We start from the raw sequence: 12527 nt of genomic DNA on the forward strand, positions 1-12527 counted from the left end.
AGCAAGGAGAGATCGATGCCCTCTTCTCGACGATCTGAACAAACCCTACATGCCGGACGAGTTCCGCTTTTGGTTAGTGTGATTCCACTCGTCCTTGTTTCGACCTCCGCTCAAGCGATGCTGAAATGTCGAGGCAACGATAACTCCGTGAGCTATGCATCGGAATTCATAGCGGGCGCTTCATGCAGTACCGTCGACAGCGCGTTCAGTCATCCAGCGCCGCAGGCCGCGCTTTCTGCACGTGACCGAACCAGCATTGCGTTGAGCAAAAGCGCGCTAACGAATGGTGCTCAACCGGACTTCCCTCGCAGATCGCCGTACACACCACCTGCGCATTTCTATAACGACGCAGGCAGCGGCACGCGAAAGGAATCGTTGCAAAGCATCGTCCGCGCGACCATGTACTCGTACATCGATAACGGGATCCGCTATTACTTCAGCAGCAAGCCCGTTCGCTTGCCTTCGCACGCGTCACTGATCCTGCTGCATTTTTCATCGACGTGCTTTCTTTGCTCGCGCACACGCGACGTCAACATCACAGCACTCGTGCTGAACACGCGGTCGTACCGACATGAGATCGAAGACGCCGCGCTGAATTTCGGCGTCGATGAGGCGCTGGTCCGCGCGGTGATTCATGCAGAATCAAACTTCGAGCCCAACGCCATTTCCGGCCTCGGCGCGCAAGGCCTGATGCAATTGATGCCCGCCACTGCCCGACGCTTCGGCGTGAAGGATGCCTTTGATGCGGCACAAAACATTCGTGGCGGTGTGCAGTACCTTGCGTGGCTGCTCAAGCACTTCAACGGCGACCTCGATCGGGCGCTGGCCGGCTACAACGCAGGCGAGAACGCGGTAGGCCGATACAACGACGTACCGCCTTATCCGGAGACGCAGTCTTACGTGTCCCGCGTCAAACTGCTGGCGGATCGCTATCGCAGCACACCGTAGCGTGCGCAACTATTTCGTGTTGTCGATCACCACCTGGCCGTTATATTCGACCTTGCCTCTAAAGAAATAATCGGTGCAGGCCTTGTAATCACCCGTGGTGATCAGCGAGAACGGCATCTGATAGTCGACCAGCTTGCAGCCCGTGACCGGCTTTCCATCGCGCCACGAATAGTCCTTGTCGAGGTAGGCCGCGATTGCGCCGGCCGAACCTTCCGCAAAACCGCGCATGTTCGCGCATCCCAGCGGCTCGTCGGATGGAGTCGTAACCTGCAGTTCCTGCGCCATTTCCTTGTATGCCGCAATCCGGTTGACCACCTGCGATCGCTCCGCACCGCCACCGCCGCATTCGATGCCGCCATTGATGATGTACACCGTCGCACCGAAGCCCGGCTTCATGTTGTTGGCCAGATCGATGCTATTGGGCTTGAAGGTACCGTCGACGACCCATGTCATCGGCGGCTTCGGTGTTTGCGGTGTGACGGCGAACCATACCGCCGACGCGAAATTCAACCACGTGTCGGCCACCTTGCCGGGATTATCCAGCAGCGCGTTCACGTCGCCATAAAGTGCCTGAGAGAAGGGGCCAAAGTTGTAATTCCATGACAGCTGCTTGGCGCCGCGCCCGAAGTAGTCGAGATATTGACCCTTGCTGTTTTTGGCGCACGGATAGAAAACCCAGTTGGTTGCGTGCGAGCCGGGCGCGCATTGCTGGTACGAACCAACGGACGATCCTTCTTCGTAGCCCGATTCGCGCAGGTACCACAGCGCCTGCCGCCACATCGGTATCGCGGTATCTTGCGGCATCGTCGCAAGCACCGCATTGTTGTGATCGGGGTAACCGGAGCGCGCCTGGCCCGGTGTCAGCGAAGCCCAGTTTGCGCCGGTTTCCTGAACGAAGTGTGCGAACGATGTGGCTAACAGCTTGTCGCGGCCTCGTCTGAAGCGCTCCACCACCGTGAACCCCGACAACGGCGGCGAAGACGTGATCGCGCTGCGTACCAGCGAAGGCTGCTGGTTCCGCCGCTGCGAAGACGCCTTCATCGAACGACTGGATCGCCGTATCGCCGCCTTGATGAACTGGCCCATCGACCATGGCGAAGGTTTGCAGATACTGCACTATGCGGCAGGCGGCGAGTACCGGCCGCATTTCGACTATTTCCCGCCCGGGCAGCGAGGCAGCGCGATACACACGTCGCGTGGCGGGCAGCGCATCGCGACGCTCATCGTCTATCTCAACGACGTCGCGGGTGGCGGCGAAACGATATTCCCGACGGCCGGCATCAGCGTGACAGCGCGCCAGGGAGCCGCCGTCTACTTCCGCTATATGAACGGGGCCGGGCAACTCGATCCGCTGACACTGCATGGCGGCTCGCCCGTCACGTGCGGCGAAAAATGGATCATGACGAAGTGGATGCGCGAACGCGCAGCGGATAACCACGCGGGGTAAACCGCGGACCATCTTTAGGCGGCACCGCGCACGCGCACGCACACGCACACGCACACGCACACGCACACGCACCACATCCGCACCTGCACCTGCACCACCCGCATCGCACAGCACGCGCACGCGCCACATGAGCACGCCGCCGCGCCATCGCTACGCCTCCATCGTTTCGCTCGGCCGTCATCATCGAATGCTATGCTAATCGCCGCCTCGCAACGCGCGTGGCCAAGCGCTTCACAACCCATTGCCGGCACGCTCCCCGCGCATTCCGGCCCATCGGAACCGCCTCATGCTCAGCCGGTTTGTCCGCATTCTGTTTGCGCTGACGGCCATCGCGCCGCTGTCCATCTCGCTGGCGTTTCAATTCGCGCGTTCGCAAAACTACGCGTGGGCCGCCCTTGCATTTGCACTGTGCCTCGGGCTCGGCCTGCTCGCGCGCGCGATCATCGGCGTCGCGTCTGCGCGCCTCGAAACGCTGAACGTGACGATCCTTAAAGCGAAGAGCGCAGACAAGGAAGTGATCGGCTTTTTCGTCGCCTACGCGCTGCCGATGATCTTTCGCGGTCAGCCTTCGTCACCCGATCTGATCGCGTGGCTATTCGCGGCCGCCATGCTGCTGTTCGTGCTGTGGGGAACGCAGAGCATGCAGGTGAACCCGGTGCTCGGCGTCATGGGTTTTCACTTCTACGAAGTCGACACCGACGGCGGCGTCTCCTACCTGATGATCACGCGGCGCAAGATCAACAACGTGCTGACCATCAAGCGCATCGTGCAGCTGAGCGATTTCGGCATTCTCGAAGCCCGCCATCAACAGGAAAGCGACCACCGATGAACCTGTTTGCCCTGACGCGCGAGAAAGAAACGCGCATCCTGCGTTTTCCGCTGACCGCCGAACTGCAGAAAGAAATCGCACGCGAATTCACCGCGCAACTGCAGGCGTTCGAAGCTGAAATCGACACCGTGCTGCCGTTCGACGGCCGTTACATTCCGGAAGAAGGCGAAGCGCTTGAGATCAAACCATTCCAGGACACCGACGGCCTGATCGATGCGATCGACCGGCCGCTGCGCGTCGAATGGTTCGACTCGGCACGCCATTCGCTTGAAAACGTGAAGGCATTGTTTGTCGGTTATCGCCGCGATGGACGGCACGCCGCGCTGATCCAGAACTTCGAGAAACGCCGGCTGATCTCGAAGAAAAGCCTGTCGATGCTGTTTTCCGGCGCAACCTTCCAGCGCATCCAGGACGACGGCGTCACACTCGACAATCGCCTGCTGGCCGTGCTCGAAAACGGCTCGATCCGTTTCAGGAGCTTCCACTTTTTGCGGCGCGTATTCGATCTGAGCGAGCAATACCGCGAGGCCACCAACGAGGAAGTCGCCGCCTTCGCGACCAACGACAAGATTGCTGTCGACAACGTCGAGCAGTTCGTCGCTTCAGCCGGCGCGTTGATCCGCAAGAAGATCTCGTTCATCACGCAATCGGGCATTCTCGCCGCGCACACGAGCCAGCAGATCGCGCGCTCCGCGCTGCAATTCAATCTGCGCATCGATGTCGATGACAAGGACCGCATCGTGCTGCCCGCCGACAAGGCCGAACTTCGGAAACTGCTGAAGTTCCTCGACGAAGACTATTACGAGTCGCCGCTGTCGAAGACGCGCTTCGTGTCCAGCTCGAAACGCGTGGCGGGCTAGGCGCGAAGAACAAGCGCGCGCGGCGGCAGCAGCCACTGCTGCTGCTCGCAACGCCACCATCGCCGGCATCTTCAGTACGGCAATTCCTGTGTTTCTGCGCACCACCCGTCAACAGGCCGCGCCTCTGCTGCGCAACGCCGCATTGTCTCCACCACAGCGACTAAGCGTCTCCCCGTAGCGCCTTTATCGTCCCGTCCGCCGCGGCAATACTGTCGTCACCTCCCAGCGCACGGCATCGCGAAGCGCGAACGCTATCCGCCCCCGCCGTGCGCATGACCTCACGAAGGCAAATCATGCTGTCACGCGACACCCTGCATTCCGGCGCCTGGCTCGAGAGCTTCCGCGACCTGCCGGCGCACATGCTCTGGAGCCGCGAGCGCATCGAAGCTTCGCTCCAGCGAACCCTTGCGCTGCGCCCGGACAATGGTCCGGTCTGGGTATTCGCGTATGGCTCGCTGATGTGGAACCCTCTAATCCATTTCGACATGCAGGCGGCCGCCACGCTGCACGGCTGGCACCGCAGCTTCTGCCTGCATATGTTTGCCGGTCGCGCATGCACCGAGCGGCCCGGCCGCATGCTGGCACTCGAACCGGGCGGCAGCGCGCAGGGCATCGCGCTCAGGCTCGACCCGCAGACCATGCATGAAGAACTGCAACTGGTATGGACTCGCGAAATGGTGGTGGGCTCGTACCAGCCGACGTGGGCTTCGATCGCGTTCGAAGACGGCACGCACACGCACGCGATCGTATTCGCCGCGGATCCTGCACAGCCGCAATACGCAGCGGACGCATCGGTGCACACGGTGGCGCCGCTGATCGCCGCGGCCAGCGGCCCGCAAGGCACGAACGAAGACTACGTGTTCCAGCTAGAAGCGGCACTAGCCGCATCGCATCTCAGCGACGCATACATCGGGCAAGTGGCTGCGGAAATCCGCCGTCTCACGCAACGCCCCGCAGCAGCCGCGGCATAACACGCGGCCCGCGGACACCTTGCGCCCGTCTCGCTCATCGACAGCACTACACACGCAGCGAACCCTCTAATGGACAAACTTCAGGCGATGCAGGTCTTCACGCGCGTCGTGGACGCCAACAGCTTTTCCGGCGCGGCCGATGCGCTGCATATGACGCGCTCGTCGGTCACGACGATCATCCAGAATCTCGAAGCGATGCTGAAGGTGCGGTTGTTGAACCGCACCACGCGCCGTATCAGCCTGACGCCCGACGGCGCCGCCTACTACGAACGCTGCACGCACATCCTCGCGCAGATCGAAGAGGCCGAGAACGTGTACGCCGAGGTGGCACGCGCGCCGCGCGGCAAGCTGAAGGTCGACATGCCCGGCTCGATCGGCCGCATGGTGATCGTACCGGTGCTCGACGACTTTCACGCGCGCTACCCCGATGTCGACCTGATGCTCGGCACCAGCGATAAACCCGTAGATCTGGTGGCAGAAGGCGTCGACTGCGCGATTCGCATGGGCGCGCTGCAAGACTCGACGCTGGTCGCGCGGCGCGTCGGCACCTCCGGGTTCGTCACGGTCGCGAGCCCCGCGTATCTGGCGCAGCACGGCGCGCCGGCGTCACTGGCGGATCTCGAGCAGCACGTGGCGGTGAACTACTTCTCGAATCGCAACGGACGCCATGCGGCAATGGATTTCGTCGTCGACGGCAAGCCGGTGGAAATCAGGATGCCGTCGAAGCTCGCCGCCAACGATGGCGATACATATCTGCAATGCGGCATCGAAGGGCACGGGCTGATCCAGGTGCCGCACTTCATGGCGCTCGCGTATGTGCGCAAAGGTGAACTGATCGAAGTGCTGCAGCGCTGGCGGCCCGCTTCGCTGCCGATCTGGGTGGTGTATCCGCAGAATCGCCATCTGTCCGCGCACGTGCGGGTGTTCGTCGATTGGGTCGCGGATGTGTTCGAGAAGTGCTGGATGCTGCGCAGGGACGATGTGCCTGCGCTGGCGCTCGCGCCTTCTTTCCCTGCAACGAAGCATGTCGCGCAGACACCGTGCGCGCGAGCGGCGAATGAAGCGCGCAGTGAGACCACCCGCGAAGCCGGTCAACGCGAGCACGTCGTCAGACCCGCCGCGCGTGCATGACAGACTCGGCCGAAACGATACTGCAGCGCTACACAGCGGCGCACTGCCACCGGGCTCGCGCGATATTTCGCTACGAGCGAATTGTCTTATCGAAATGCCTTAACGCACGCCACACACCCAGGCGGAACCTCAGCCCGCCACGAGCGTGACGGACGCCCGGCAGCCCGCAACTGTCTCCACCACGGATACAAAGCGTCGCCAGCCGCCCGCTTTATCCCCGCGAGGGCGTCAACCATACTCCTGCCAACGCTTCAGCCTGTTGCGAGGCACTGCAACGAATCGGGCCACGCAGGCGGGCAAAGCCTCTCTACTTCGATCGTCACGAAACAGTTTTATTTAATCAGGATCCCTTTCCATGAAATCGAATCGAACCCGGCTGTCGATTGTGCTCGGCGCGTTGCTCGTCGCAGGCACCGCTACCGGCATTGGTCTGGCTCTGTCGCTACGCGATGCCGGCCCGGTCGCGAGCGCGCACGCTGCCGATGCGCCACAACCCGCCACCGAAGTCGACGTCGCCACCGTGCTGTCGCAGTCGATCACCGACTGGCAAAGCTACTCCGGCCGTCTGGAAGCAATCGACCACATCGACGTGCGGCCGCTGGTTGCCGGCACGATCGTCGCGGTGCACTTCAAGGACGGCGCGCTGGTGAAGAAAGGCGACGCGCTGTTCACCATCGATCCGCGCCCCTATCAGGCCGAAGTCGATCGCGCCGCCGCGCAACTCGCCGCGGCCAAAGCGCGCTTTGGCTACGCCAGCACCGACGCCGCGCGCGCCGAGCGTCTGCTCGCCGACAACGCGATCGCCAAACGCGATTACGACGAGAAACAGAACGCCGCACGCGAAGCCAGCGCCGGCGTAAAAGCCGCCGAGGCTGCGCTCGAAGCCGCACAGGTGAACCTTGGTTACACCAACATCGTCGCACCGGTCGCAGGCCGCGTGTCGCGCGCGGAGCTGACCGTCGGCAATGTCGTCTCGGTCGGCGCGAACGCACCGGTGCTGACCACACTGGTTTCGGTATCGCCGATCTACGCATCGTTCGACGTCGACGAGCAGACCTATCTGCAATACCTCGGCCGCGACCGCAACACCAGGGTGCCGGTGTCGCTCGGCCTCGCCAATGAAACCGGTTACTCGCGCCACGGCGCGATCGCATCGGTCGACAACCGGCTCGATACGACGTCCGGCACGATCCGCGTGCGCGCGAGCTTCGACAACGCCGACGGCACGCTGGTGCCCGGCCTCTATGCGCGCGTGCAAGTGGGCGGTGGCGCGCCGCATCCGGCGCTGCTCGTCGACGACGCGGCGATCAGCACCGACCAGGCGAAGAAATACGTGCTGATGGTCGACGGCGCGAACAAGGTGCAGTACCGCGAAGTGCAACTCGGTGCGCTGCGCGACAACCTGCGCGTGATCGCGTCCGGCCTGAAAAGCGGCGAACGCATCGTCGTCAACGGCATTCAGCGTGCGCGTCCCGGCGAGCTCGTCGCGCCGCACACGGTCGACATGGCCAACGCTGCCAGATCGGCCGCGTAACGCGCCACGACACATCGGGAGCCACACATGAACATCTCCAGATTCTTTATCGACCGGCCGATCTTTGCGGGCGTGCTGTCGGTCGTCATTCTGATGGCCGGCATCATCGCGATGAAGATGCTGCCTACTTCCGAATATCCGGAAGTGGTGCCGCCGTCGGTCGTGGTGCGCGCGCAGTATCCCGGCGCGAACCCGAAGGTGATTGCAGAAACGGTCGCCTCGCCGCTCGAAGAGAAGATCAACGGCGTCGAGAACATGCTGTACATGCAGTCGCAGGCCAACAGCGACGGCAATATGACGACCACCGTCACGTTCAGGCTCGGCACCAATCCTGACCTTGCTACGCAGCTCGTGCAAAACCGGGTACAGCAGGCGTTGCCGCGTCTACCGGAAGACGTGCAGCGGCTCGGTGTGACGGTCGTCAAGGCTGCGCCGACGCTGGTGATGGGCGTCAACCTCGTATCGCCGAACGACCGCTACGACATGACATATCTGCGCAATTACGCGCTGATCAACGTGAAGACGCGGCTCGAGCGTGTGTCCGGCATCGGTGAAGTGGTGCTATGGGGCTCCGGCGACTACGCGATGCGCGTATGGCTCGATCCGACCAAAGTTGCGCGGCAGAGCATGACCGCATCCGACGTCGTGAAGGCGATCCGCGAGCAGAACGTGCAGGTCGCAGCGGGCCTCGTCGGCGGCGCGCCGATGACGCAGAACGTGCCGATACAGCTGAGCATCAATGCACAAGGTCGACTGAAATCCGAGGACGAATTCCGCAACATCGTGCTGAAGACCTCAGCCGATGGCGCGGTGACGCGTCTCGGCGACGTCGCGCGCGTCGAGCTCGACGCACAGGAATACGGGCTGCGAGCATTGCTCGACAACAAGGCCTCAGCCCAACTGATCATCTATCAGCAACCCGGCGCGAACTCGCTGCAGATCTCCGACGAAGTACGCAAGACGATGCAGGAGCTGAAAGCAGACATGCCCGACGGCGTTGACTACCGGATCGTCTACGACCCGACGCAGTTCGTGCGCGAAAGCATCGACGCGGTCGTGCACACGCTGATCGAAGCGATCGTGCTGGTGGTCGTCGTGGTCATCGTATTCCTGCAGAGCTGGCGTGCGTCGATCATTCCGTTGCTGGCGGTGCCGGTGTCGATCGTCGGCACCTTCTCGCTGATGCTGGCATTCGGTTTCACGATCAATGCGTTGTCGCTGTTCGGCATGGTGCTGGCGATCGGCATCGTGGTCGACGATGCGATCGTGGTGGTCGAGAACGTCGAGCGCAATATCGCTGCCGGCCTCACGCCGCTCGAAGCAACCTACGCGGCGATGCGCGAAGTGAGCGGCCCGATCATCGCGATCGCGCTGACGCTGGTCGCGGTGTTCGTGCCGCTCGCGTTCATGAGCGGTCTGACCGGTCAGTTCTACAAGCAGTTTGCGATGACCATCGCAATCTCGACGGTGATCTCCGCGTTCAACTCGCTGACCTTGTCGCCGGCACTGGCCGCGCTGCTGCTGAAAGATCACCACGCGCCGAAGGATGCGCTGACGCGTGCGATGGACCGCCTGTTCGGACCGTTCTTCAAGCTGTTCAACAAGGTGTTTCAGCGCGGCTCGGAAGCGTACGGCAAAGGCGTCGGCAAGGTGATCGGCCACAAGGTCGCGATGCTTGTGATGTACGGCGTGCTGCTGGCAGCCGCCGGGCTGATGGCAAAGGTCGTGCCGGGCGGCTTCGTGCCTGCGCAGGACAAGGACTATCTGGTCAGCATCGTGCAGTTGCCGAATGGCGCCTCGCTCGAACGCACCGAGAAGGTGATCCGCGAAATGGCCGACATCACGCTGAAGCAGCCGGGTGTGGACAGCGCGGTCGAATATCCGGGCATGTCGGTCAACGGCTTTATGAACTCGTCGAGCGCGGGCGTGCTGTTCGTCGTGCTGAAGCCGTCGAAGCTGCGTCACAAGGGAGAGTCCGCCAACGAAATCGTCGCGGCGCTGAACACGAAATTCGGCGCGATCAAGGACGCGCAGATCGCCGTGTTTCCGCCGCCGCCCGTACTGGGACTCGGCGCGCTGGGCGGCTTCAAGCTGCAGATCGAAGACCGCGGCGCGCTCGGCTACGAAGCGTTGAACACGGCCACCCAGGCGTTCCTGAAGAAGGCGGCGCAAGCACCCGAACTGGGGCCGTCGTTTTCGAGCTATCAGATCAACGTTCCGCAGCTGAACGTGAATCTCGATCGTGTGAAGGCCAAGCAACTCGGTGTCGACATCACCGACGTGTTCGACACGATGCAGATCTATCTTGGCTCGCTGTATGTGAACGACTTCAACCAGTTCGGCCGCGTGTTCCAGGTGCGTGCGCAGGCGGATGCGCCATTCCGTGCGAGCGCCAGCGACATCGGCCTGCTGAAGACCCGCAATGCCGCCGGCGAGATGGTGCCGCTGTCGTCTCTGGTGAAGGTGTCGCCGACCTACGGCCCGGAAATGGTGGTGCGCTACAACGGCTACACCGCGGCAGACATCAACGGCGGCCCGGCGCCGGGCTATTCGTCCGGCCAGGCGCAGGCGGCGATCGAGCGCATCGCGAAGGAAACGCTGCCGCGCGGCATGAAGTTCGAGTGGACCGACCTGACGTATCAGCAGGTGCTAGCCGGCAACTCCGCGCTGTGGGTGTTCCCGATCAGCGTGCTGCTGGTGTTCCTCGTGCTCGCGGCGATGTACGAGAGCCTGACGCTGCCGCTCGCCATCCTGCTAATCGTGCCGATGACGCTGCTGTCCGCGCTGCTCGGCGTGTGGCTCACACGTGGCGACAACAACATCTTTACGCAGATCGGGCTGATGGTGCTGGTGGGCTTATCCGCGAAGAACGCGATTCTGATCGTCGAGTTTGCGCGCGAGCTGGAAATGCAGGGGCGCTCGATCGTGCAGGCCGCGATCGAAGCGAGCCGGCTGCGCCTGCGGCCGATCCTGATGACGTCGATCGCTTTCATCATGGGCGTGGTGCCGCTGGTGATCTCGACCGGCGCCGGTTCGGAAATGCGCCGCGCGATGGGTATCGCGGTGTTCTTCGGCATGCTCGGCGTGACCTTGTTCGGGCTGATGCTGACGCCGGTGTTCTATGTGCTGCTGCGCAAGCTGGCGGGTGGCGAGCAGTTGAAGGACCGGCACGGACACCATCCGCAGATTCACGGTCCCGATGAAGACGATGGTGCACATGCTGCCGCAAGTGCGCGTAAAGCGCCTGCAGCCGACACGGTACGCGAACCGGTTTACGAAGATTAAGGAGCGCAATCATGAAACAATCGATGATCAAACGCGCGTTCGCCGGCTCGCTGCTGCTCGGCGCATTGCTGGTGCTGGCAGGCTGTTCGCTCGCGCCGACCTATGAAGTGCCGGCCGCTGCCGCGCCGACCGCTTTCAAGGAAACGGCACCGTTGCCTGCTGCGGAAGCTGGCAACTGGAAGACTGCACAACCGTCCGAAGCAACCGCGCGCGGCGAATGGTGGAAGGTGTTCGCCGACCCGAAGCTCGATGAACTCGAGCAGCAGGCGCGGGACGCAAACCAGAATCTGAGAGCCGCTGCGGCTCGCGTCAAGGAAGCGCGCGCACTGAACCAGGCAGCGCGCGCGGGCCTCTTCCCGACGCTCGATGCAGGCTTTGGCCCGACGCGGCAAAAGGTATCCGCGGCGTCGCAATTTCAGCCAGATGGCGCCAACGTGCCACAGCAAACCTTCTGGCGCGCACAGGCCAGCGCATCGTATGAGGTCGATTTGTTCGGGCGCGTGGCGTCGAACGTCGATGCCGCGAAAGCCGACACGCAGCAAAGCGAAGCGCTGTTCCGTTCGGTATTGCTCGCGTTGCAGGCAGATGTCGCGCAGAACTACTTCGCGCTGCGTGAGCTCGATGCGGAAGCGGATGTGTTCAGCAGCGCGGTGCAGTTGCGCGAGCAGGCGCTGAAGCTGGTGCAGCGTCGCTTCGCGGAGGGCGATATCACCGAGCTCGACGTGCAGCGCGCGCAGGCGGAACTGGCCACCGCCCGCTCCGATGCGATGACGGTGCAGCGTCTGCGTGCTGCTTCCGAGCACGGCCTCGCGGTGCTGCTCGGCAAAGCACCGGCGGAATTTTCGCTGGCGCCCACGCCGCTGCAGCCGGTGAATCTGCGGGTGCCGCCGGGCCTGCCGTCGGCATTGCTCGAACGGCGGCCCGACGTTGCCGCCGCGGAACGCGCGATGGCTGCGGCGAATGCGCGAATCGGCGTGGCGAAGGCAGCCTTCTTCCCTTCGTTGACGCTCACCGGTACCGGTGGGTTCGAATCGGCGACGCTCGGCGATCTGTTCAAGTGGTCGAGCCGCGCGTTTCTGCTCGGGCCGCTGGCAGGCACCGCGCTGAACGTGCCGATCTTCGACGGCGGCCGCCGCAAGGGCAATCTGGCGAATGCGCGCGCAGTGTATGAGGAAGACGTCGCGACCTACCGGCAGCAGGTGCTGAACGCTTTCCGCGAAGTCGAAGACAATCTGTCGGACATGCGCATTCTCGAAGCGCAGACGCAGGCGCAAAGCGATGCAGTCAACGCATCGCAGCGCGCGGCAGATCTGTCCCGTACGCAGTACACGGAAGGGGCGGTCGACTATCTGAACGTGATCGACGCGCAACGCTCCGTGCTGCAGGCGAAGCGCGCCGCTGTGCAGTTGCAGGGTGTGCAGGCGGCGGCGACCGTCAATCTGATACGTGCGTTGGGCGGCGGTTGGGGCGATGCGGAGCCGGCGGTGGTGCTGCCTCCGCTGGCGCAGAAGTAGGCGCACTC

General features: G+C 63.0%; 9 protein-coding genes and 1 pseudogene. 9 read left to right on the forward strand and 1 reads right to left on the reverse strand.

The features are described 5' to 3' along the window. Window positions 1-15 precede the first annotated feature (15 nt). Window positions 16-948 carry a lytic transglycosylase domain-containing protein gene (locus ACYVNQ_RS23555; RefSeq protein ID WP_460905134.1) on the forward strand — a complete coding sequence of 311 codons (933 nt, stop codon included), beginning with the start codon at window positions 16-18 and terminating at the stop codon, window positions 946-948. A gap of 9 nt (window positions 949-957) precedes the next feature. Here the strand turns inward: ACYVNQ_RS23555 and ACYVNQ_RS23560 are convergent, their stop codons facing one another. Continuing rightward, on the reverse strand, window positions 958-1917 hold the full coding sequence (locus tag ACYVNQ_RS23560; protein ID WP_460905135.1) for a chitinase: 960 nt from the start codon (window positions 1915-1917) through the stop codon (window positions 958-960). Here ACYVNQ_RS23560 and ACYVNQ_RS23565 point away from each other — a divergent pair. From ACYVNQ_RS23565 to ACYVNQ_RS23600, 8 genes and pseudogenes are all read left to right on the forward strand, one after another. Further along, window positions 1874-2395: pseudogene (locus tag ACYVNQ_RS23565) on the forward strand (2OG-Fe(II) oxygenase); the annotation flags it as partial. The gene ACYVNQ_RS23560 and the pseudogene ACYVNQ_RS23565 overlap by 44 nt on opposite strands. 286 nt (window positions 2396-2681) lie before the next feature. Continuing rightward, entirely contained in the window at window positions 2682-3224 is a 543-nt protein-coding gene (locus tag ACYVNQ_RS23570; protein WP_460905136.1) for a hypothetical protein, read from the forward strand. Next, entirely contained in the window at window positions 3221-4084 is an 864-nt protein-coding gene (locus tag ACYVNQ_RS23575; protein ID WP_460905137.1) for a Kiwa anti-phage protein KwaB-like domain-containing protein, read from the forward strand. The genes ACYVNQ_RS23570 and ACYVNQ_RS23575 overlap by 4 nt, the downstream gene beginning before the upstream one ends. A gap of 293 nt (window positions 4085-4377) precedes the next feature. After that, window positions 4378-5055, forward strand: coding sequence for a gamma-glutamylcyclotransferase (locus tag ACYVNQ_RS23580; protein WP_460905138.1), 678 nt, complete (start codon window positions 4378-4380; stop codon window positions 5053-5055). 69 nt (window positions 5056-5124) lie between these two features. Next, a complete protein-coding gene (locus ACYVNQ_RS23585; protein ID WP_460905139.1) occupies window positions 5125-6186 on the forward strand; it encodes a LysR family transcriptional regulator in 1062 nt (353 codons plus the stop codon). A 355-nt stretch (window positions 6187-6541) separates the two neighbouring features. Beyond that, window positions 6542-7720: an efflux RND transporter periplasmic adaptor subunit gene (locus ACYVNQ_RS23590; protein ID WP_460905140.1), complete on the forward strand. Its 1179-nt coding sequence runs from the start codon at window positions 6542-6544 to the stop codon at window positions 7718-7720. A gap of 27 nt (window positions 7721-7747) precedes the next feature. After that, the gene (locus ACYVNQ_RS23595) at window positions 7748-11005 is read left to right on the forward strand and encodes an efflux RND transporter permease subunit (RefSeq protein ID WP_460905141.1); all 3258 of its coding nucleotides are present in this window, start codon (window positions 7748-7750) and stop codon (window positions 11003-11005) included. 11 nt (window positions 11006-11016) lie between these two features. Then, complete coding sequence (locus ACYVNQ_RS23600) at window positions 11017-12519, forward strand: efflux transporter outer membrane subunit (protein WP_460905142.1); 1503 nt, start codon at window positions 11017-11019, stop codon at window positions 12517-12519. The last annotated feature ends 8 nt before the right edge of the window (window positions 12520-12527 follow it).

Source organism: Paraburkholderia jirisanensis, assembly GCF_054782355.1.

Bases quoted from the DNA above. Each gene is read 5' to 3' on its own strand.
- ACYVNQ_RS23585 (WP_460905139.1), top strand. From the start codon at position 5,125: ATGGACAAACTTCAGGCGATGCAGGTCTTCACGCGCGTCGTGGACGCC.
- ACYVNQ_RS23570 (WP_460905136.1), top strand. From the start codon at position 2,682: ATGCTCAGCCGGTTTGTCCGCATTCTGTTTGCGCTGACGGCCATCGCG.
- ACYVNQ_RS23590 (WP_460905140.1), top strand. From the start codon at position 6,542: ATGAAATCGAATCGAACCCGGCTGTCGATTGTGCTCGGCGCGTTGCTC.
- ACYVNQ_RS23580 (WP_460905138.1), top strand. From the start codon at position 4,378: ATGCTGTCACGCGACACCCTGCATTCCGGCGCCTGGCTCGAGAGCTTC.
- ACYVNQ_RS23575 (WP_460905137.1), top strand. From the start codon at position 3,221: ATGAACCTGTTTGCCCTGACGCGCGAGAAAGAAACGCGCATCCTGCGT.
- ACYVNQ_RS23600 (WP_460905142.1), top strand. From the start codon at position 11,017: ATGAAACAATCGATGATCAAACGCGCGTTCGCCGGCTCGCTGCTGCTC.
- ACYVNQ_RS23555 (WP_460905134.1), top strand. From the start codon at position 16: ATGCCCTCTTCTCGACGATCTGAACAAACCCTACATGCCGGACGAGTT.
- ACYVNQ_RS23595 (WP_460905141.1), top strand. From the start codon at position 7,748: ATGAACATCTCCAGATTCTTTATCGACCGGCCGATCTTTGCGGGCGTG.